The sequence below is a fragment of the Amycolatopsis sp. NPDC051071 genome (assembly GCF_040682875.1).
GTDB lineage: Bacteria > Actinomycetota > Actinomycetes > Mycobacteriales > Pseudonocardiaceae > Amycolatopsis.
The window spans coordinates 16928-38055 of record NZ_JBFBBY010000046.1 but is presented as its reverse complement, the minus strand read 5'-3'; the positions used below and the strand labels follow the sequence as shown (position 1 = coordinate 38055).

At 67.3% G+C, this 21128-nt stretch carries 15 protein-coding genes and 1 pseudogene; 8 read left to right on the top strand and 8 right to left on the bottom strand.

Going from position 1 to position 21128, the window contains the following annotated elements:
• Positions 1 to 61 precede the first annotated feature (61 nt).
• Both AB0M65_RS17415 and gabT read right to left on the bottom strand, forming a co-directional pair.
• Complete coding sequence (locus AB0M65_RS17415; protein WP_364028312.1) at positions 62 to 1507, bottom strand: aldehyde dehydrogenase family protein; 1446 nt, start codon at positions 1505 to 1507, stop codon at positions 62 to 64.
• Positions 1504 to 2835, bottom strand: coding sequence for a 4-aminobutyrate--2-oxoglutarate transaminase (gene gabT, locus AB0M65_RS17410; protein WP_364028310.1), 1332 nt, complete (start codon positions 2833 to 2835; stop codon positions 1504 to 1506). Before gabT ends, AB0M65_RS17415 begins: the two co-directional genes overlap by 4 nt.
• Positions 2836 to 2943: 108 nt before the next feature.
• Here gabT and AB0M65_RS17405 point away from each other — a divergent pair, with 108 nt between their 5' ends.
• A complete protein-coding gene (locus AB0M65_RS17405; RefSeq protein WP_364028308.1) occupies positions 2944 to 4416 on the top strand; it encodes a PucR family transcriptional regulator in 1473 nt (490 codons plus the stop codon).
• On the opposite strand, the gene AB0M65_RS17400 is transcribed toward AB0M65_RS17405, so the two are convergent.
• Complete coding sequence (locus tag AB0M65_RS17400) at positions 4400 to 5134, bottom strand: cache domain-containing protein (protein ID WP_364028306.1); 735 nt, start codon at positions 5132 to 5134, stop codon at positions 4400 to 4402. The genes AB0M65_RS17405 and AB0M65_RS17400 overlap by 17 nt on opposite strands.
• Before the next feature lie 32 nt (positions 5135 to 5166).
• Positions 5167 to 5910 (bottom strand): FCD domain-containing protein, encoded by a 744-nt coding sequence (locus AB0M65_RS17395; protein ID WP_364028304.1) that lies wholly within the window; start codon positions 5908 to 5910, stop codon positions 5167 to 5169.
• A gap of 164 nt (positions 5911 to 6074) precedes the next feature.
• On the opposite strand from AB0M65_RS17395, the gene AB0M65_RS17390 reads away from it, so the two are divergent.
• From AB0M65_RS17390 to AB0M65_RS17365, 6 genes and pseudogenes are all read left to right on the top strand, one after another.
• The gene (locus AB0M65_RS17390) at positions 6075 to 7496 is read left to right on the top strand and encodes a gamma-aminobutyraldehyde dehydrogenase (protein WP_364028302.1); all 1422 of its coding nucleotides are present in this window, start codon (positions 6075 to 6077) and stop codon (positions 7494 to 7496) included.
• Positions 7493 to 8605: an ABC transporter ATP-binding protein gene (locus tag AB0M65_RS17385; protein ID WP_364028300.1), complete on the top strand. Its 1113-nt coding sequence runs from the start codon at positions 7493 to 7495 to the stop codon at positions 8603 to 8605. Before AB0M65_RS17390 ends, AB0M65_RS17385 begins: the two co-directional genes overlap by 4 nt.
• A 23-nt stretch (positions 8606 to 8628) precedes the next feature.
• Positions 8629 to 9834, top strand: coding sequence for an ABC transporter substrate-binding protein (locus tag AB0M65_RS17380; RefSeq protein WP_364028298.1), 1206 nt, complete (start codon positions 8629 to 8631; stop codon positions 9832 to 9834).
• Between the two features lie 79 nt (positions 9835 to 9913).
• The gene (locus AB0M65_RS17375) at positions 9914 to 10798 is read left to right on the top strand and encodes an ABC transporter permease (RefSeq protein ID WP_364028296.1); all 885 of its coding nucleotides are present in this window, start codon (positions 9914 to 9916) and stop codon (positions 10796 to 10798) included.
• 9 nt (positions 10799 to 10807) lie between these two features.
• A complete protein-coding gene (locus AB0M65_RS17370) occupies positions 10808 to 11614 on the top strand; it encodes an ABC transporter permease (protein ID WP_364028294.1) in 807 nt (268 codons plus the stop codon).
• Positions 11615 to 11752: 138 nt separating this feature from the next.
• Positions 11753 to 11944: pseudogene (locus tag AB0M65_RS17365) on the top strand (murein transglycosylase); the annotation flags it as partial.
• A gap of 764 nt (positions 11945 to 12708) precedes the next feature.
• Here AB0M65_RS17365 and pip read toward each other — a convergent pair.
• The 3 genes from pip to panB all read right to left on the bottom strand — a co-directional run bounded on the left by pip (position 12709) and on the right by panB (position 15845).
• Complete coding sequence (pip, locus tag AB0M65_RS17360; protein ID WP_364028292.1) at positions 12709 to 13668, bottom strand: prolyl aminopeptidase; 960 nt, start codon at positions 13666 to 13668, stop codon at positions 12709 to 12711.
• A gap of 89 nt (positions 13669 to 13757) precedes the next feature.
• Positions 13758 to 14732, bottom strand: coding sequence for a hypothetical protein (locus AB0M65_RS17355; RefSeq protein WP_364028290.1), 975 nt, complete (start codon positions 14730 to 14732; stop codon positions 13758 to 13760).
• A gap of 237 nt (positions 14733 to 14969) precedes the next feature.
• Positions 14970 to 15845, bottom strand: a complete 876-nt coding sequence (gene panB, locus AB0M65_RS17350; RefSeq protein ID WP_364028288.1) for a 3-methyl-2-oxobutanoate hydroxymethyltransferase — start codon at positions 15843 to 15845, stop codon at positions 14970 to 14972.
• Between the two features lie 255 nt (positions 15846 to 16100).
• On the opposite strand from panB, the gene lysX reads away from it, so the two are divergent.
• Entirely contained in the window at positions 16101 to 19418 is a 3318-nt protein-coding gene (lysX, locus tag AB0M65_RS17345) for a bifunctional lysylphosphatidylglycerol synthetase/lysine--tRNA ligase LysX (RefSeq protein WP_364028286.1), read from the top strand.
• Between the two features lie 60 nt (positions 19419 to 19478).
• Here the strand turns inward: lysX and AB0M65_RS17340 are convergent, their stop codons facing one another.
• The gene (locus AB0M65_RS17340) at positions 19479 to 20714 is read right to left on the bottom strand and encodes a cytochrome P450 (RefSeq protein WP_364028284.1); all 1236 of its coding nucleotides are present in this window, start codon (positions 20712 to 20714) and stop codon (positions 19479 to 19481) included.
• Positions 20715 to 21128 lie beyond the last annotated feature (414 nt).

The window sequence follows — 21128 nt, the reverse complement described above, 5'->3', positions numbered from 1 at the left end:
TCTCAACATCGAGAAGTGACAGCAAAGGTCCCTTGCTCCCCCGGCGGGGGGTTTCAGCTGGTCAGAGGGTCAGGCCGGTGAGGACGGTGACGCGTTCCTCGGTGAAGTCGGTCATCGCCGACGCGGGGCCTTCGCGGCCGACGCCGGAGTCCTTCACGCCGCCGTACGGCATCTGGTCGGCCCGGAAGCTCGGCACGTCACCGACGAGCACGCCGCCGACACGCAGCTTCGCCGAGACGTCGAACGCCGTCGGCAGGTCGCGGGTGAACACGCCGGCCTGCAGCCCGAAGCGCGAGTCGTTGATCCGCCGGACGCCGTCCTCCACCGACTCGACACGGGTGATCGACACGACCGGGCCGAAAACCTCGTCGGCCATCACCGACGCGTCTTCCGGCACGTTCGCGAGCACGGTCGGCTCGATGGTCGCGCCGTCCCGCTTGCCGCCGGTCAGCAGCTCGCCACCGGCGTCGACGGCCGCGGCGATCCACGACTCCACCCGCTCCGCCGCGGAAGTGTTGATCAGCGGCCCGACGTCCACGCCGTCCGCCCGCGGGTTGCCGGTCCCGAGCGCGCGCACCTGCTCCAGCACCTTCGCCTGAAGCTCGTCGTAGACGTCAGCGTGCGCGTACACGCGCTGCACCGAGATGCACGACTGACCCGCCTGGTACATCGCGAACGTCGCGATCCGCTGCGCCGCGAAGTCCAGGTCCGTCCAATCCGGACAGACGAGGACCGCCGCGTTGCCACCGAGTTCGAGTGCGACGTGTTTGCGCGGCACACTGTCGCGGATACCCCAGCCAACCGGCACGGAACCGGTGAACGACACGACCGGCAGCCGCGGATCGGCGACGAGCTTGGCCGATTCCTCGTTGCTCACCGGGAGAATCGACCAGCTTCCGGCGGGCAGATCCGTCTCGGCGAGGATTTCGCCGAGCAGCAACGCGGTCAGCGGCGTCGCGGGCGCGGGTTTGAGTACGATCGGCGCGCCGACCGCGATCGACGGCGCGACCTTGTGCGCCACCAGGTTCAGCGGGAAGTTGAACGGCGTGATGCCCAGCACGGGGCCCTTCGGCACCCGCCGCACGAGTGCGAGCCGCCCGGTGCCGCCCGGGTCGGTGTCGAGCCGCTGCAGGTCACCGGAGAACCGGCGCGCCTCTTCGGCCGCCCAGCGGAACGTCGACGCCGCACGCCCGACCTCGCCACGCGACCACTTCAGCGGCTTGCCCGACTCGGCGGTGATCAGCTGCGCGATCTCTTCGGATCGCTCACCCAGAACGCGGGACACGTGGTCCAACGCGCCCGCCCGCACATGCGCGGGCAGCGTCGCGAAGTCGTCCTGGACGTCGTGCGCGGCCTGGACCGCGGTTTCGATGTCCGAAGCGGACGGGACGTGGTGCGCGCCCGCTTCACTTCCGTCGAAGGAGTGACGGACGACGGCGGTCTCGTCGCTGGTGACCGGCTTTCCGGCTACCCAAAAGGGGCTCGAGCCTTTTGAAGATGTAGTCACTTGGAAGCCTCCGTGCGGACAGCGTGCTCGAGAACGGACAGGCCCTCGTCGAGCAGTTCGGTGGACAGGGACAGCGGCGGCAGCAGGCGGACGACGTTGCCGTAGGTGCCGCAGGTGAGGACGACGACGCCTGCCTGGTGGCAGGCCTGTGCGACGCGTTTGGTCAGGTCCGCGTCGGGTTCGGTGGTGCCCGGCTTGACGAATTCGGCGGCCAGCATCGCGCCGCGGCCGCGGACGTCGCCGATCACGCCGGTCTCCTCGGCCAGCGCCCGCAGTCGCGGCAGCACGGTGTCCTCGATGCGCTTCGCCGACGCCGCGAGGTTCTCCTGGCGCATGATCTCGATCGAGCCGAGCGCCGCGGCACACGCGATCGGGTTACCGCCGTAGGTCCCGCCGAGCCCGCCCGGCGGGACGGCGTCGAGCAGTTCCGCGCGGCCGGTGACGGCGGCCAGCGGGAGACCGCCCGCGATACCCTTGGCGGTGGCGATCAGATCCGGCACGACGTCTTCGTGCGTGGACGCGAACCACTCGCCGGTGCGGCAGAAGCCGGTCTGGACCTCGTCGGCGACGAAGACGACACCGTTTTCGCTGCACCAGCGGGAAAGCGCGGGCAGGAAGCCGGGAGCGGGCTCGATGAACCCGCCCTCACCCTGCACGGGTTCGAGTACGACGGCCGCGACCTGATCGCCGCCGATCTGCTTCTCGATCCGGTCGATGGCGATACGCGCGGCCTCGGGACCGGACAGCCCGTCGCGGTACGGGTACGAACCCGGCACGCGGTAGACCTCGGGCGCGAACGGGCCGAAACCGTGCTTGTAGGGGACGGACTTCGCGGTCAGCGCCATCGTCAGGTTGGTGCGGCCGTGGTAAGCGTGGTCGAAGACGACGACCGCCTGGCGGCCGGTCGCGGCGCGGGCGATCTTCACCGCGTTCTCGACGGCCTCGGCGCCGGAGTTGAACAGCACCGAACGCTTCTCGTGGGTGCCCGGCGTCAGCTTGTCGAGTGCTTCGCACACCTCGACGTACCCCTCGTACGGCGTGACCATGAAACACGTGTGCGTGAAGAGGCCCACCTGCTCACGGACGCGGTCCACCACGGCGGGGGCGGCGTGGCCGACGTTGGTCACCGCGATGCCGGAACCGAAGTCGATCAGGACGTTGCCGTCGGCGTCGGTGAGCAGACCGCCTTCGGCGGAGGTGATGTAGACGGGCAGCACCGAGCTCACGCCCGACGCGACGACGCTCGCGCGGCGCTCCTGCAGTGCGCGCGAGGCCGGGCCGGGAATCTCGGTGCGCAGCCTGCGCGCGGTTTCGGTGGTGACGGTCACGGCCAACTCCTGCGGGCGCGAGGGACGGGTTCACCCTCCAGGATGAGTTCCACGCCGGTGCGCGTCAGCTCGACATCTTGTCGATATCGGGGCGTAGAATTGGACAACATGGCACTGACGCTCCGCGCTCTCTCGGCCGAACGCCCGCTCGGCCTGCGCGTGCGTGCCGCCGAGGCCGGGCTCGACCGCCCGATCGGCTGGGTCCATCCCACCGAACTGACCGATCCGCAGGCCTTTCTCGAAGGCGGCGAACTGCTGCTGACCACCGGTCTCGCCCTCGGCGAGGACAACTCGCCCGAGTACATCCGGCGGCTCGTCGACGCGGGGGTGGCGGGACTCGGTTTCGGCGTCGGGCTCAGTCACGACACCATCCCGCGGTCTTTGGTGGACACCGCCGAGGAGGTCGGGCTCCCGGTACTCGAAGTGCCGAGGAAGACGCCGTTCATCGCGATCACGCGCGCGGTCTCCCGCGCGGTCGCCGCCGACGAGTACGCCTCGCTCGTGCGCACCGGCAAGGGTCAGCAGGAACTGACGCGGACCGCCGTCGGCAAGGGTGGCCCGGGTGGGGTCGTCCGCAAACTGGCCAAGCTGATCGACGGCTGGGTGCTCCTGCTCGATTCCGCGGGCGCCGTCACTGAGGCGTCGCCCGCTTCGTCACGGCATTTCGTCGACGAAGTGCGTGAAGATCTCGTCCGCCTGCGTGCAGGCACACTCGTGACGGCGGTGGGGGAGGACGAGGTCGTGCTGCAAACGCTCGATACCCGGGCACGCGGCGTGCTCGTGGTCGGGACCCGTGGACCGCTCGACGCCGCGGCGCAGCATATCGTCAACACCGCTGTTTCGCTGCTTTCCCTTGCGCTGGAACAGAACCGGGAACACGCCGCCGCGTTGCGGCACTTGCGGTCGGGACTGTGCGACCTGCTCGCCGCCGGGCACACCGAACTTGCCACGCGGACGATGAAGACGCTCTGGGGAGGTGCTCCGGAACCGCCGTGGCGGGTACTGGCCGTCACGGGTCCCGCCGGGGCGCGCCACACGCTCGCCGACACACTCGACGCGGAAGCCTTGGGGGAGCGGATGTTCTTCGGGGAGTCCGGGGCGTTCGTGATCGCGCTGGGGGCCGTGGACACGGTCACGCGGCTGGCCACCGGTGTCGGCGGGTTGCACGCCGGGCTTTCCGATCCGGTGTCCACAGTGGATTTCCCGGCCGCGCTCCGCCAGGCGACGCAGGCGGCGGAAGCGGCGAAGGCCGAGCGGATCGAACTCGTCCGGTTCTCCGAACACGCCGGGCGCGGTTTCCTGGAGATGGTCGATTCCCAAGCGGCACAAACGTTTTCGGACAGCCTGCTGGCACCACTGCGTCAGCACGACGAAACCGGACGGGGCGAGCTGGTGACCTCCTTGACGTGCTGGCTCGAACACCACGGTCACTGGGATCTGGCGTCGGCGCGGCTCGGCGTCCACCGGCATACCTTGCGCAACCGGATGCGCAAGGTCGCCGAACTGACCGGCCGCGACCTCGATTCCCCTGGCGTGCGCGCCGAATTCTGGCTCGCACTGCAGGTCAGCGCTCGGACCTGACCAACGCGATCGGCGAGTCACCGCACCGGCGGAGTGCGGTGCCGTGCTCGGTCGTGACCGGTTTCGCGCCGGCGGACCACCACGCCGGGATGTCGACGTCGCGGACCAGCGAACCGGTCGCCTGCCGTGCGTTGTTCGACACGATCACCCTGCCCTGCGCGTTGACCAGTGCCGCGCGGCCACCGAGCGCGCGGAGTTTCGGCTGCAGCAGGCGCTCGACCTCGCGCACGTGGATGTCCGCACCGACGACCCCGGCGAACGTCCCGTTCCGCTGGACGGGGACCGTGAAGGTCAGCGTGTACTCGTCGGTGCAGAGATAGTCGACGTAGGGGCCGTTGATGTGGCGGCGGCCGGTGTCACGCGGCACGGTGAACCACGACTGACGCGTGTAGTCGAGGAAGTTGTCGCTGTCCGGGTCGAGGCTGATGATCAGCTGGGCCGGTTCGTCACCCGCGGTCTCGGTCCACCATTCGAAGCCGAATTCCTGATCGGCCAGTGTGTTCGGCGCGCTGACGAACCCGGCGCCGACGACAAGGCCGCCGAGGACGTCGAAGACCTGCGGCCGGAGCCGGGTCAGGTCGCCGGCGGTGGCATCGGCGGATTCGGCCAAAAGCCCTTCGGCGCCGGCCAGAACCGGCTTCAGCCTGCCGAAGACATCCTCGACCAGTGTGGATACCTGTTCGACGACCTCGGAACCGGCGGACTGTGTGTCGTTCACGATGCTCACCTCGGATGCGCGGATGCCGCAGCTTAAGGGGCCAGAAGGTCTAAATGCACGTCCGCCAGCCGGTCTATCGCCTCGAGGATGTGCTCCTCGGTGAGCTTCCTGGCCAGCTCGCCGTCCCCCTCCGCGATGGCGGCGGTGATCGCGAGGTGTTCGGCGTAGGCGTTCTCGCGGGTCCCGTGGGGTTCCAACGGCAACCAGAGTAGACCGCCGCGTTCACTCTGAAGCTGTACTTCTTCCCTGGTGAGCCGGGGCGACTGCGCGGCGGCGGCGACTTCGAGGTGGAACTGGCGTTCGGCACGCGAGGCCTCCGTGCCGGTCGCGACGCGGATGTCCTTGGTCGCCAGTTCGAGCCGCTCGATGTCCTCGGGTGAACTCCGCTCGGCGGCGAGTTTGGCCGCGGCGCCGGCGATGGCCAGGTAGTGGTCGCCGACGTCACGCAAGTCGGACAGCGAAACCGTACGAAGGCGTTCTCGCCACGAAGCGGCCGAAGGGTTGGCAGGCGTCTTCACGAAGCTTCCGCCGCCTCGCCCGCGCCGGGTTTCGACGAGTCCCTGCTGCCGCAAGGCGACCAGCGCTTCGCGAACGGTCACGGTGGAGACGCCGAACTGGGCGGCCAGTTCGGCTTCGCTCGGCAGCTGTTCCGAGTCGGCCAGCAGGCCGAGCGTGATGGCGTCGACCAGCCGCGCGGCGACCGCTTCCGCCCGCCCGATCTGATCGAGCGGCGCGAACATCGCTGACCGCGCGCTGTGCGACAACCCCTTACGCATGGTGGCCCTTCGCCCGTACCGCTACCCGATGGAACCAATCTTGCCCCATCGTCTTGTCATCTAACCTATGGACTTATATGTTTTAGCTCCCTCGCCGCCCCAAAAGGGAGCAAGGGACCTTTGCTATCGCCTCACGCCCCCAGGCCCAGTAGCCAGGAGCTCTCGTGCAGCAGCTGAAGCACTTCATCGGCGGTGAGTACGCCGGATCCGCGTCGGGCAAGGTCGCCGACATCATCGATCCCGTCACCGGCCGCCCGTACTGTTCCGCCGCCGTCGCCGGCGCCGAGGACGTCGCCCGCGCGCTCAGGGTCGCGGCCACCGCTTTCGAACAGTGGCGCGACACCACGCCCGCGCAGCGCCAGCTCGCGCTGCTGAAGATCGCCGACGCCGTCGAGGCGCGCGCCGACGGCCTCGTGCTCGTCGAGTCGGCGAACACCGGCAAGCCGGTCGCGCTCACCGCGGCCGAAGAACTGCCGATGATCGTCGACCAGTTGCGGTTCTTCGCGGGTGCCGCGCGGGTCCTGGAAGGACGGTCGGCCGGCGAGTACATGGAAGGGCATACCTCTTTCGTGCGCCGAGAACCGGTCGGCGTGTGCGCGCAGGTTACGCCGTGGAACTACCCGCTCCTCATGGCGGTCTGGAAGATCGCGCCCGCGCTCGCGGCGGGGAACACGGTGGTGCTCAAACCGGCCGACACGACGCCCGCGTCGACCCTGCTCCTCGCCGAGATCTGCGCGGAATTCCTGCCGCCGGGCGTGCTCAACGTGATCTGCGGCGACCGCGACACCGGTCGGTCGCTGGTCGAGCACGAGATTCCCGCGATGGTGTCCATCACCGGGTCCGTACGCGCCGGAACCGAAGTCGCCGCTTCGGCGGCGAAGGACGTGAAGCGCGTCCACCTCGAACTCGGCGGCAAGGCGCCTGTACTGGTCTTCGCCGACGCCGACATCGAAGCGGCCGCCGAGGGAATCGCCGCCGCGGGTTACTTCAACGCGGGGCAGGACTGCACCGCGGCGACCCGCGTCCTGGTCGAGGGCGGGGTCCACGACGCGTTCGTCACGGCGCTCATCAGGCAGGCGCGGGCGACCACCACCGGCAGACCCGACGACACGTCGGTCAGCTATGGCCCGCTCAACAACGCCGCCCAGTTCGACCGGGTCGCCGGTCTCGTCGACCGGCTGCCCGCGCACGCGACAGTCCACTGTGGAGGTAAACGAGTCGGGGACGAGGGGTACTTCTACGCACCGACCGTGATCTCCGGCGTCCGCCAGGACGACGAGATCAGCCAGACGGAGGTGTTCGGCCCGGTCATCACCGTCCAGCGCGTCGGCTCCGAAACCGAAGCACTCGCCGCGGCCAACGGCGTCGAGTACGCGCTCGCGTCGTCGGTGTGGACCACCGACCACCAGCGGGCGATGCGACTGGCCGGAAAGCTCGACTTCGGCTGCGTGTGGATCAACACGCATATCCCGCTGGTCGCCGAAATGCCACACGGCGGCTTCAAAAGGTCCGGCTACGGCAAGGACCTCTCGCTCTACGGACTCGAGGACTACACCCGCGTCAAGCACGTGATGAGCGCGCTGTGACGACCATCGAAAGGCACGCCATGCCTCATCAAGCGCTCCCCACCTCCGCGCCGGGGGAGCAAGGGACCTTTGCTATCACTTCCGAGGGCGAGGAGGGCCCGGCCATCCGGCTGCGCGGGTTGCGCAAGGAGTTCGGCCAGGTCCACGCGGTCGACGGCGTCGATCTGGACATCCCGCCCGGCGAGTTCTTCTCGATGCTCGGCCCGTCCGGTTCCGGCAAGACGACCGTGCTCCGCATGATCGCCGGCTTCGAACTGCCGACGGCGGGCACGATCGAACTGCACGGCCGCGACGTCAGCCGTCTCGCGCCGTTCGACCGCGACGTCAACACCGTCTTCCAGGACTACGCCCTCTTCCCGCAGATGACCGTCCGGCAGAACGTCGAGTACGGCCTTCGGGTGAAACGTGTCCCCCGCGCGGAGCGGCGTCAGCGCGCGAAGGAAGCGCTGGAGACCGTGCGGCTCGGCGAGTTCGGCGAGCGCAAACCGGATCAGCTCTCCGGCGGCCAGCGCCAGCGGGTCGCACTCGCGAGAGCACTGGTGAACCGGCCCAAGGTGCTCCTGCTCGACGAACCACTCGGCGCACTCGACCTGAAACTGCGCCACACCATGCAGACCGAGCTCAAGCAGATCCAGCGCGACGTCGGCATCACCTTCATCTTCGTCACCCACGACCAGGACGAGGCGCTGACGATGAGCGACCGCATCGCGGTGTTCAACGCCGGCCGCATCGAACAGGTCGGTTCGCCGGTCGAGGTGTACGAGCGGCCCGCGTCGGCGTTCGTCGCCGGATTCGTCGGCACTTCGAACCTGCTCAGTGGCAGCGGCGCCGAGAACATCATCGGGAAACCCGGCGTCTTCAGCATCCGCCCGGAAAAGATCCGCGTCGACGGCGATCTCTCGAAGTCGGCGGAGGTCGGCGAGACCAGTGCCACCGGCACCGTCACGAACACCGTCTACGCGGGCGCGACCGTGCGCTACGAGGTCACGCTCGACGCGGGCGGCCAGCTTTCCGTGGTCCGGCAGAACACCGCCGAGCCCGCGGCCTTCGAGGGCGGCCGCGTCCGCCTGAGCTGGTGGCACGAACACAGTTTCCGAGTCCCCGCCTAGCCCCAGCACCGAAAGGTTGTTCAATGAAGAACAGGAAACTCGCGCTCGCCGGGCTGCTCGGCGCCGGCCTGCTCGTGGCCGCCTGCGGCACCTCCGGTTCGAACTCCACCGCCGCCGCGCCTGGCGGACAGGGCTTCACCCCGCCGAAACTCGACGCGCTCGCCCAGCTCGGCCAGCCGGAAGGCCAGGTCAACGTGCTGGCCTGGCCCGGCTACGCGGAGAACGGCTCGAACGATCCGGCCGTCGACTGGGTCACGCCGTTCGAGAAAGAGACCGGTTGCAAGGTCAACGTCAAGGCGTTCGGTACGTCCGACGAGGCTGTGAGCCTGATGAAGACCGGGCAGTACGACGTCATCTCCGCCTCCGGTGACGCTTCGCTGCGGCTCATCGCGTCCGGTGACGTCGAACCGGTGAACACCGCCCTCGTGCCGAACTACGCCGACGTCTTCGACTTCCTCAAGAACCGCCCTTGGAACAGCGTGCACAACGTGGCCTACGGCGTACCGCACGGCTGGGGTGCGAACCTGCTCACCTGGCGGACCGACAAGGTGACCCCGGCGCCGACCTCGTGGTCGGTGATGTTCGACGCGAACAGCCCCTACAAGGGCAAGATCAGCGCCTACGACTCGCCGATCTACATCGCCGACGCCGCCCTGTACCTGCGGAATCACCAGCCGGAACTCGGCATCAAGAACCCGTACGCCTTGGACGACAAGCAGTTCCAGGCCGCGGTCGGCCTGCTCAAGCAGCAGCGCCCGATGGTCGGCGAGTACTGGTCGGACTACCTCAAGGAAAGCCAGGCACTCAAGAGCGGCGACGCCGTCCTCGGCACGGCCTGGCAGGTGACGGTGAACCTGACCAAGAGCGAGGGTGCGCCGGTCGAATCCGTGCTGCCGTCCGAGGGTGCGACAGGCTGGTCGGACACCTGGATGGTGTCGGCGAAGTCCCCGCACAAGACGTGTGCCTACAAGTGGATGAACCACATCGTGAGCCCGAAGGCCAACGCCCAGGTCGCCGAATACTTCGGTGAATCGCCCTCGAACCCCAAGGCCTGCACCGAAACCAAGGAAAAGGCGCACTGCGACACCTTCCACGCCGGTGACGCCGCGTACGCCGCGAAGATCGCCTACTGGACGACGCCGATCGCGCAGTGCCTCGACGGCCGCACCGACGTCAAGTGCAAGGACTACGGCGAGTGGACGCGCGCCTGGACCGAGATCAAGGGCTGACCTCCCGAACTCCGGGAGCGGGCGGTGGTGCCCCCCAACGCCGTCCGCTCCCGGTCCCATCCTCCGCGAGGTGACGACCATGACGACCACACTCGATTCGCCGAGGCGGAAAGCCTCCGCCTTCCTGTACCGGAAACCCAGGCTGCGGCTGGGAATGCTGCTGTCCGCGCCGATGCTGTGGCTGGGCCTCGCCTACCTCGGCGCCCTCGCAGCCCTGTTCGTGACCGCGTTCTGGCACACCGACGTCTTCACCGGCCAGGTCGTCACCGAATGGTCGCTGGACAACTTCGTCACCCTGTTCAGTGACGCCGTCTACCGCACGATCACGCTGCGGACGGTCGGGATCGCCGCGCTGGTCACGGTCATCACGGCGGTCATCGCCTTCCCGATGGCGTTCTACATGGCGAAATTCGCCTCGCCGAGGGCACGACGTCTCCTGGTGATCGCGGTGATGACCCCACTGTGGGCGAGCTACCTGGTGAAGGCGTACGCGTGGCGCTCCATGTTGTCCGGCAACGGAGTCCTGCACTGGCTGCTGAACCCGTTCGGCCTTGACACCCCCGGCTACGGGGTGCTCGCCACCGTGATCACGTTGTCATACCTGTGGCTGCCGTACATGATCCTGCCGATCTACGCGGGTCTGGAGCGGCTGCCCAACTCGCTGGTGGACGCTTCCGGCGACCTCGGCGCCCGGCCGTTCAGGACTTTTCGGTCGGTGGTCCTGCCGGTGACGTTCCCGGCCGTCGTCGCCGGGTCGATCTTCACGTTTTCGTTGTCGCTGGGCGACTACATCGCGGTGAAGATCGTCGGCGGCACCTCGCAGATGCTCGGCAACGTCGTCTACGACAACATCGGCGCGGCCAACAACCTGCCGTTCGCGGCCACCGTCGCGACCGTGCCCGTGGTGATCATGCTCGCCTATCTCGCCGCCGTGCGCCGCACGGGCGCGCTGGACAACCTGTAGGAGCGCGTGATGCGGCTTTCCCGGACGACCAAGTACCTGCTGCTCGCGGCACTCGTGCTCGGGCTCGCGGTGATCTACTTCCCGCTGCTGGTGGTACTGCTGAATTCCTTCAACGCGGACACGACGTTCGGCTGGCCGCCGTCGAGCTTCACCCTCGAATGGTGGGCGCGGGCCGCGGCGAACGAAGGTGCGCTGAACGCGTTGTGGACGAGTGTCCAAGCAGGACTCGCGTCGACCGCGATCGCCTTGGTACTCGGCACGATGGCGGCGTTCGCGTTGCAGCGCTACCGGTTCTTCGGCCGCAACCAGGTGTCACTGCTGATCATCCTGCCGATCGCGCTGCCCGGCATCGTCACCGGTATCGCGCTGAACAACGCCTTCCGGACGATCCTCGGCGTCGACCTCGGCCTGTTCACCGCGATCGTCGCGCACGCGACCTTCTGCATCGTGGTGGTGTTCAACAACGTCGTCGCGCGGCTGCGGCGGATGGGCGGCAACCTCGAAGAGGCGTCGATGGACCTCGGCGCCGACGGCCTCACGACGTTCCGGCTGGTGACGTTCCCGATGCTGCGCTCGGCCCTGCTGGCCGGCGGCCTCCTGGCCTTCGCGTTGTCGTTCGACGAAATCATCGTCACGACGTTCACCCTCGGGACCGGCCTGGAGACCCTGCCGATCTGGATCCTGAACAACCTTTTCCGGCCGAACCAAGCACCGATCGTCAACGTCGTCGCGGCGGTGCTGATTCTGGCTTCGACGATCCCGGTCTACCTGGCGCAACGCCTTTCGGGCGATACGACTTCCGGTGGGCGGCTATGAAAAACGCCGCTGCGGCCCGAAAGCCGCACCGGCGCTCTATTCACTCAGTTCCGATGGTCTTCGATCGCTCCGTTATAGGCGATGTAGCCGAACTGGAAGTCACTGCGCTTGCCGGTCGGGAGGTTGTACTCGCCGTTGGTGGGCGACCCGCAGCAGATCGACGACGCGACGCTGGCGGCGGCGCGATACCTGTGCGTCGGCAATCGCGACATGTCGGCCGCGTCGGGGTGGTGGCAGGGGATTCTGTCGTACAACAACTCGACGGAGTACGCGCGGAAGGTGTTCGGCCTGGCGGATGACTACGCGAAGGGCGTTCAGGCCGCTAAGTGAGCTTGTAAGCGCGTGAAGGCCCCCTTCCCTCGGCTGAGTCGAGGGAAGGGGGCCTTCACGCGCTGGGTGGGGTGTCGGTGGGGTGCGTTGCTCGGGGCGGGCTCCCGGGCGGGCACGCCCCCAATGTCACATTGGAGACGCTCAGCGTCCCCAATGCCGCATTGGGGGCACTCGGCGTCCGCGGCCCCTCGCCGAAGTGTCGAGCCGGGAGCGTCAGGGTGCTCCGGGGCCGAGCGTGTGTCATGAAAGGGTCTTTCAGGACAAAAAACGTCAGGAAAGCCCCTTTCATGACACACCTGCGGCAGGGAAGCCGAGATACGACATCTCCCGTCTGCAGGCCCCGCTTGATCGAGTACCTGTGTCGGACAGAGAGCTTTGGCACGGAAAGTCCGCGGGAATCGACTGTATCAATCAGGCGCTCAAAGAGAGTTGAGACCCGAATGGTGCTGAGATCGCTACTGCCAAGACCCGGCGCAACGGCTTGTCCGGACAGGTGATCTTGAACTCGCGCACGAAGTGTCGGAGCGACTCGGTGAAAAGGTGTGCCCCCGTTGGCGTCTAGGTGAAAACTTCGGCGATGCACTCAGGTTGATGACCAGAAGAGAAATGTCCCTTGACGAAATGAAATTGTGGGACGGGTGGTGCTGGTAGGTCATCGGCTTGGGCGCTGTCTCTGCTGACTGGCGCCTTGAGTCGTGTTGGCGAGTGCTCCGCATCGAACCCGGATTTCTGGGGCGTTGGTCGCCGTTTCGGGTAGCCGTCGGTCAAGCCGACCGAAACGCGTCCGTCGCGGCCCGGAGCGCGGCCAGCATTCCCGGATCCGTCACCGCGTGGCCGGCCGCCTCCACCAGCTCCAGCTTCGAGTCCGGCCAAGCCCGGTGCAGTTCGTAAGCCGTCACCGGAGGACATACCGCGTCGTACCGGCCCTGCACGATCACGCCCGGGATCCCGGACAGCTTCCCGGCTTCCCGAATCAACTGCCCGTCCTCAAGCCACGCCCCATGACAGAAGTAGTGCAGCGCGAGCCGGGCGAACGTGACAGCGAAGTCCGGCGACGCGTACTGGTTGTGGAAGGCAGGATCCGGGCGCAGGCACACCGTCGCACCCTCCCAGGTACTCCAAGCGACAGCCGCACGTTCCCGGATCGCCTGATCGGAGTGGTAGACGAGCTCGCGGTAGGCCGACATCGGGTTGTCCCGGCGCTCTTCGGGGATCGGCGCGAGGAACGCTTCCCATTCGCGCGGGAAGAGGTTCGCCGCGCCACCGCCGTAAATCCAGTCGAGTTCGCTGCCGCGCACGGTGAAGACGCCGCGCAGGATGAGTTCACTGACCCGGCTCGGGTGGGTTTCGGCGTAGGCGAGTGCGAGGGTCGCGCCCCAGGAGCCGCCGAAGACCTGCCAATGGTCAAGATTCAGCCGTTCGCGCAGCTTTTCCATGTCCGAGACGAGGTGCCAGAGGGTGTTGACCGACAGGTCGACGTCCGGCTCGCTGATATGCGGTGTGCTCTTTCCGGTGCCGCGCTGGTCGAACAAGATGATCCGGTAGGCCTTAGGGTCGAAATGCCGCCGCGCCATCGGGGAGATGCCGCTACCAGGGCCTCCGTGCAGGACGACCACCGGTTTTCCGTCCGGATTCCCTGCCTCCTGGCAGTAGATCCGGTGCCCGTCGCCGACGTCGAGCAATCCCTCGGCGCGTACGTGGATCGGCGGGTACAGATCGTCCATACCGACACTCTGCCCGAATCGGCGAGTGTCCGAAGGGTGGGGGCCCGCCCCCGCCGCCGGGCTGAGCGGGCCCCCGGTCTTCGGTCGCGTCAGCAGCCCGCCGTGGCGGCCACGTTCGCGAATCCCTTCCCGGCGCCGGTCACCTTGTTGCTCGCGCAGACCTTGTTCCCCGTAGCTGCCTTCACGAGGTAGAAGCCGTACGCGTAGCCGGACTGTACGTCCGCGGTGTTGCCGGAGAAGGTGTTGTCGCGGCCCCAGCCGTCCAGCTGGACATGGACCTCGAAGCCGCCGTAGGTCGCGTTGTGCACGAAGACCTTGCTGCCCCGGTTGTCCGCGACCACGTAGTTGTTGCCTTTCAGGTCCACCCAACTGTCGGCGAAGTGCTCGCCGCTCTGCCCGGTCCCGTCGAAGACGTTCCCGCGCAGCTCGCCGCCGGTGGTCCCTTCCTTGATGTCGATCGACTCGGCACGCACGTTCGGGCCGATCTTGTTGCCGAGCGCCTTGTTGCGGTCGCTTCGGTCGGGTGTGCCGCCGGGCCAGTTGCTTGTCGCGGAGCCGAAGTAGATGCCTTCGCCGTAGCCCGCGTACTCGCGGCCGGTATCGGTCACCTCGGAGTTCTTCACGACGTTGTCGGTGCTCGTGTACTGGAAGTGGATACCTTCGTGGCCGACGGCGGTGACCTTGATGCCGTCGACGACGGTGTTCTTGACGCCGGTCGCCATCAGGCCCTTCTGGCCGCCGGTGATGGTGAAGCCGGTCAGGTTCCAGTAGCTACCGGTCAGTTCGAGCGTGCGACCGGCCGCAGCCTTGACGACGGCGCTTCGCGGTCCCTTCAGCGTGATCCGGCTGCCGGAGGTGCCGCTCTTCGCCGCCTTGAAGTTGCCGGTGAAGGTCGTGTTGGCCGCGAGCTCGATGACGGTGCCCGGAGTGACCGAAGCGAGAGCGGACGTCAGTTCCGCCGAAGTGCCTACGCGGACTGTCGCGGCCTGTGCGGGGTACGCCGCCAGCGTCGACAGCACAGCGGCACCGGCCGCGATGGCCAGAACCCGCTCACGAACACGCATCCGTTGTCCTCCTCGTCGAGGGATCGAAAGCTCGGTCGTGGCGGCGACGGCTAGACCGTAAGGCAGCTTCCGAACGCTAGTCAAGGACATGATTGAAGTTCATATAGGTGAACAACTAAAGGAGGGTTCGACCCGCACGGACCACCCCTAAAAGGGAGCAAGGGACCTTTGCTATCACTCTCTTTTGGAAAGTGATAGCAAAGGTCCCTTGCTCCCTTCCTGCAGGTCAGGGAAGGGTCAGTCGTGGAAAGAGTGCTCCGAAGCCGGGAATTCGCCCCGCCGGACGTCTTCCGCGAACGCCGTCGCGGCGCCCGCGAGCACTCCAGCCAGATCGGCGTACTTCTTCACGAACCGAGGTGTCTTGCCGGTCCGAAGCCCGGCCATGTCCTGCCAGACGAGCACCTGCGCGTCGCAGTCGGGCCCGGCGCCGATGCCGACGGTCGGGATGGTGAGTTCGTGCGTGACCCGCTTCGCCGCTTCGGCGGGCACCATCTCCATGACGACCGAGAAGGCGCCTGCCTCTTCCAGAGCCAGCGCGTCGGCGAGCAGCGCTTCGGCCGCTTCGCCGCGTCCCTGGACTCGGTAGCCGCCCAGATTGTGTTCACTCTGCGGCGTGAATCCGATATGTCCCATCACGGGGACACCGGCCGACGTCAGTGCCTCGACGTGCGGGGCGAACTTCCGCCCGCCTTCGAGTTTCACCGCGTGTGCGCGGCCTTCCTTCATGAATCGCACCGAAGTCTCCAGCGCCTGCTGCGGTGAGAGCTGGTACGAGCCGAACGGCAGATCGGCCACGACCAGCGCCCGCTTCACCGAGCGGGTCACCGCGCGGACCAGGGGGAGCAGTTCGTCCACGGTCACCGGAAGTGACGTGTCGTAACCGAAGACGTTGTTGGCCGCGGAATCCCCGACGAGCAGCACAGGAATACCTGCCCCGTCGAACAGTGCGGCGGTATACATGTCGTAGGCGGTGAGCATCGGCCAGGTTTCGCCGCGCTCCTTCATCTCGCGAAGGTGATGAACCCGCACTTTCTTCCCGGATGCGGCTTGGGGCGCGGCGCCGGTCCCGTATGGGGCGGCGAGTTCACCGGTGTCCTTTTCAGTGGCAGACATCCTTGTCGACCGTCCTTCCCTCGAGGCCTCGAAGAGGTCCCCGGGTCGTGGAGCTGGAACAAGTCAAAGCGTGGCACGTGGGGATGACGTCCCCAAGGTCGTGCGACCAGCTTCACACCGCGGTGTCGACGCAGCGTCACGCCCGCGGACGACGAAATTGAGACGAGAGGATGATGCTCGTTGACAACCACACAGGGCTGTGTGACGTCAAGTAGTGCAGCTGTCGATCACCTGTGTGTACCGCGAAAGGCCAGTATGGGAAACCCAGCGAGCCGTGTCTCGCCGTGGAAGGCGAGGGCGGGCGGCATCGTCGCCACCCTCGTGCAGTTCGCGGCCGTGTTCTCGGTGGTCCTGCTCCTCGCCGGTGGCGTGAAGGGCCCGGTGCTGAAGGCCGGCGACATCGCCTTCTCCGCGCTGAGCATCCCGACGAACGCGAGCCTCGTGATCGTCCTGCTGCTCGTCGTCCTCGGCGCCGCGCTCCGCCGCCGCAAACGCGCGGCCCTCTACACGTTGCTGCTGTTCCAGGTCGGCGGCCTGATGGTGACCCTGGCCTTCCAAGCCGCCTTGCTGTGGTGGCCGGACCTGCTGAAACTGGGTCCTTGGCAGGTACGGCACATCCCGCACCAGGTGTGGGTGCTGGCCATCGCCGACGTGATCTCGATCGGCATGATCGCGCTCCTCTGGATCCTGCGGCCCGCGTTCCCCGCCCGGCTCGCACCGAGTGCGTGGCGCGACGGCCTCACCATGCTGTTCGGCGGGCTGGCCGCGGTCATCCTCGTCGGCTGGGGCCTGAGCGAAGCCTTCCCCGGCCGCCTCGCGGACACCTGGGAGCGGTTCGCTTGGGCCGTCAACCACACGACCGGCGAGAACATCCAGCTGCGCCGCGTCGGCATCGGCGAAGGACCCGCCTGGCTCGACCTCGTGCTCGACCTCAGCGCGACCGCCGTCGCGACAGCCGCGCTGTACACGCTTTTCCGCGGCGTACGCAGCCGTCGCTTGAGGACAGACGAGGAAGAACTACGCGTACGCCGCCTTCTCGCCGAACACGGCGAAGACGACTCTTTGGGCTATTTCGCCACCCGGCGCGAGAAGAGTGTCGTCTTCTCGCCGAACGGCCGCGCCGCCGTGGCCTATCGCGTACTCGCGGGTACCAGCGTCGCGAGTGCCGATCCCATCGGCGATCCCGACGCCTGGCCCGACGCGGTCCGCGCTTGGCTCAACGAAGCACGCACCTACGGCTGGACCCCCGGCGTGCTCGGCGCGAGCGAACGCGGCGCGAAGACCTATGCCGACGCGGGACTGCGCGCACTGGAAATCGGGGACGAAGCGGTACTCGACGTCCGGGACTTCAGCCTCGCCGGGCCGGAACGCCGATCGGTCCGGCAAGCGGTCAAACGGATCGAACGGGCCGGTTACACCACAAAAGTCCGGCGTCACAGCGAAATCCCGGTCGAGGAGATGGCGTGGTTGCTGCTGCAGGCGCAGCAGTGGCGTGGTGCGGAGACCGAACGCGGGTTTTCGATGGCGCTCGGCAGGCTCGGCGATCCGAGCGACGGCCGCAGCGTGATGGTGGAGGCGTACGACGCCCAGGGCGAGCTTCGCGGCATGCTGTCGTTCGTCCCGTGGGGCCGCCGGGGCCTTTCGCTCGACCTGATGCGGCGCGACCGCGACGCCGAAAACGGGCTCAACGAGTACATGATCGCCGAGGTCGTGGCGGCGAGTTCGCGTTTGGGCGCCCAGCGGATCTCGCTGAACTTCGCGATGTTCCGCGCCGTCTTCTCCGAGGGCGAGCGGATCGGCGCCGGGCCGGTGTTGCGCGCGTGGCGTGGTGTCCTCAGCATGGCGTCGCGGTTCTTCCAGCTGGAATCGCTCTACCGGTCCAACGCCAAATACGGGCCTGACTGGGAACCGCGGTTCCTCTGCTACTCCTCGGCCCGGCGGCTGCCGCGGGTCGGCATCGTCGCCGGCGCACTCGAAGGCTTCGTCCCGACCGGCCGGTCCGCGCGGGCACTGAAACTGGAGACGGTCACCGACGAGTTCGTCGCCGAAGTGCACCGCATCGACGCGAACGCGGCCACCCCCGCGCCGAAACAAGTGCGGCGCCCCGACCAAGTCCGTGTGCGGATGGCGAAGCTGGATCGCTTGCGAGAGGCCGGAATCGACCCCTATCCGGTCGGCTTCGCGCGCGAGGATCTGCTCGGCGAGGTCGTCGCGAAGTTCGGCGACCTGAACCCGGACAGCCACACCGGCCACCGCGTCCGGATCGCCGGCCGGGTGCTGGCGATGCGCAACCTCGGCGGGCTCTGTTTCGCCCGGATCAAGGACTTCAGCGGTGAGATCCAGCTGATGCTCGACGCCTCCGTGCTCGACCCCGGCGGCTGGCGGCGTGGCGTCGACCTCGGTGACCATGTGGGCGTGAGCGGGCAGGTCGTGACGTCGCGACGTGGTGAGCTTTCCGTGCTCGTCGACGAGTGGACGGTTACGGCGAAGAGCCTGCATCCGTTGCCGGACAAGCGAAAGGGCCTCACCGACCCGGAGACGCGGGTGCGGCAGCGTTACCTCGACCTCGCGGTGAACCCGGATTCGACGGCGATGCTGCGGATGCGGTCGACCGTGGTGCGGGCGGTGCGGGAGCGGCTGCACCAGGGCGACTACCTCGAAGTCGAGACGCCGATGCTGCAGACCGTGCACGGCGGCGCCAACGCGCGCCCGTTCATCACCCACATCAACGCCTACGACATGCGGATGTACTTGCGGATCGCGCCTGAGCTGTACCTGAAACGGTTGTGTGTTGCCGGGATCGAGCGGGTTTTCGAGCTGAACCGGAACTTCCGCAACGAAGGTGTCGACGCGACGCACAACCCCGAATTCACCATGTTGGAGGCGTATCAGGCGTATGCCGACTACAACACGATGCGGACGCTGACCCGCGAACTCGTGCAGCACGCCGCGGAGGCCGCGTACGGCGCGCAGGTCGTGCGCCGTCCGGGGCCGGACGGGAAGGTCGTCGAGTACGACATCTCCGGTGACTGGCCGGTGATCCCGGTGCACGAAGCCGTTTCCGCGGCGATCGGGGCGAAAATCGACGCGGGGACGCCGGTCGAGGAACTCCGGCGGCTGTGCCGCGCCGCCGGGGTGCCGGTGAACGAGGAGGCCGGCCACGGCGACCTCGTGCTGAAGGCGCACGAGCACCTCGTCGAAGGCGCGACGGTGCTGCCGACCTTCTACACCGACTACCCGACCGACGTGTCGCCGCTGACCAGGCAGCACCGCGTGGATCCGCGGCTGGCCGAACGCTGGGACCTGATCGCGTTCGGCTCCGAGGTCGGCACGGCCTACACCGAACTGACCGACCCGCTCGAACAACGGCGGCGGCTGGAGGCCCAGTCGCTACGCGCGGCGAGCGGGGACGTCGAGGCGATGGAACTGGACGAGGACTTCCTGCTCGCGCTCGAACACGGCATGCCCCCGACCGGCGGACTCGGCATCGGCGTCGACCGGCTGCTGATGATGCTGACCGGCGCGTCGATCCGGCAGACGGTGCTGTTCCCGTTCGTGCGGCCGCAGGGGTAGCAAGGGACCTTTGCTCTCCTCGTGCCCGCTGACCTGCGAAAAGAGAGCAAGGGACCTTTGCTATCGCTGCGCGGCGGTGATCGGCACCCGTTTGTACCCGGATACGAAATTCGACGTGATCCGCTCCGGCTTGCCCGCCGGGGCGAAGTCGTGGAACCGGCTCAGCAGTTCCTCGAACAGGATCCGGATGCTCATCCGCGCCACGCTGTGCCCGACGCAGTAGTGCGGCCCGATGCCGAACGCGAGGTGCTTGTTCGGTTTGCGCCGGATGTCGAAGGTGTCCGCGTCCGGGAACTGTTCTTCGTCGCGGTTCGCCGAACCGAGCCAGACGACGACGGCGTCGCCGGCGGCGATCTTCGTGTCGCGCATGACGACGTCTTCGGTGGCGTAACGCAGCATGTGGTTGACCGGCGATGACCAGCGCAGCGCCTCCTCGACGGCGGTCTGCCCGGTCTCCGGATGCCGCGTCCAGTCCTCGAGAACGCCGGATTCGATGAACTCCGCGAACACGAAGTTCGGCGCGTGCGGCGTCGTCACGTTCGCGCCGAGGAGCAGGCTGTAGCAGTTCGCCACAATCTCGCTCGACGACATGTGCCTGCCCTCGAACTCGGTCGAGATCAGCACGCTGAGCAGGTCGTCGCTGAGGTGATCACGCCGGAACGACACCAGGTCCTGGAAGTAGACGAACAGTTCCCGGTGCGCGGCGGCGAGGGTCGCGTCCTTGCCGTCCGCGATCTGGAACTCGGGATCGTCGGCGGCCACGCAGGCACTCGTGAGCTTCGTCAGCCACGGCCAGTCCTCTTCGGGCAGACCGATCATCCGCCCGGTGACCGCCATCGGCATGGTCATCATGGCCTGCGCGAAATCGAAGACGCCGCCGTCACCCAGTGGGGCGATCAGGTCGAGTACGAGTTCCCGGACCATGTCCCGTTGCTTGTCCACCGCGCGGACCGCGAGTGCCTTCTTCAGCCGCGCCTGCATGATCGTATGCCGCGGCGGGTCGGTGACGACGAGTTGCTTGCCGCCTGCCGGATCGTCCATGCCCAGCAGTTCGAGCATGGTGCCGCGTTCGGAGGTGAACAGTTCCGTGGTGCGCATGACGAAGTCGGTGTCGGCGAACTTCACCACCGACCAGAAGCCGCGTTCGGCGTCGACCTGATGCCAGGTCAGCCCGTCCTGTTCGCGCAGTTCACGCCATATCGAATGCGCGTCTCCGTCCGCGTACAGGAAAGGGTCGACCAGGTCGGTGCCACCGAAATGCACCGGACAACCCCTGGTGGTGTCCTCGACCGTCATGCGCGCGTTCCCTTCATTCCACGACGAACCGCGATGTTTATCCGAACCCGAACGCATACAGTGACGGCATACGCCGATCACCCCAGTCACCACTGCGTCCAATGGTCTAATGAATAAGAGAGCGACTGTCGCTCAAGTGGCGGGGGCCGGACGTCCTTGTGCGGCCCTTCCTTGACAGCGCAACACTTTACCGGCGGCTCTTTGCTGCCCGCGTTGCTTCATCCCCAGATGTCGGCCGAGTCAAGCATGCGTGTTCGAGCAGTGTCAAGGGTGTCCGAATTACTGCTTTCGTCGCTCGGTGGTGAGAAGTCCACGAATGGACGAGTTGACAGTCCCAGCGGTGCCCTCGTAGCGTCGTGATGGCAAATGGGGGTTCGATTTCTGGGGGAAATTCAGCCACCGCGTAAATGTGGT

What these genes read in the sequence shown, in the direction of transcription:
- AB0M65_RS17405 (WP_364028308.1), top strand. Translation starts at nt 2,944, where the DNA reads ATGGCACTGACGCTCCGCGCTCTCTCGGCCGAACGCCCGCTCGGCCTG.
- AB0M65_RS17395 (WP_364028304.1), bottom strand. Translation starts at nt 5,910, where the DNA reads ATGCGTAAGGGGTTGTCGCACAGCGCGCGGTCAGCGATGTTCGCGCCG.
- AB0M65_RS17380 (WP_364028298.1), top strand. Translation starts at nt 8,629, where the DNA reads ATGAAGAACAGGAAACTCGCGCTCGCCGGGCTGCTCGGCGCCGGCCTG.
- AB0M65_RS17375 (WP_364028296.1), top strand. Translation starts at nt 9,914, where the DNA reads ATGACGACCACACTCGATTCGCCGAGGCGGAAAGCCTCCGCCTTCCTG.
- AB0M65_RS17370 (WP_364028294.1), top strand. Translation starts at nt 10,808, where the DNA reads ATGCGGCTTTCCCGGACGACCAAGTACCTGCTGCTCGCGGCACTCGTG.
- pip (WP_364028292.1), bottom strand. Translation starts at nt 13,668, where the DNA reads ATGGACGATCTGTACCCGCCGATCCACGTACGCGCCGAGGGATTGCTC.
- AB0M65_RS17355 (WP_364028290.1), bottom strand. Translation starts at nt 14,732, where the DNA reads ATGCGTGTTCGTGAGCGGGTTCTGGCCATCGCGGCCGGTGCCGCTGTG.
- panB (WP_364028288.1), bottom strand. Translation starts at nt 15,845, where the DNA reads ATGTCTGCCACTGAAAAGGACACCGGTGAACTCGCCGCCCCATACGGG.
- lysX (WP_364028286.1), top strand. Translation starts at nt 16,101, where the DNA reads ATGGGAAACCCAGCGAGCCGTGTCTCGCCGTGGAAGGCGAGGGCGGGC.
- AB0M65_RS17340 (WP_364028284.1), bottom strand. Translation starts at nt 20,714, where the DNA reads ATGACGGTCGAGGACACCACCAGGGGTTGTCCGGTGCATTTCGGTGGC.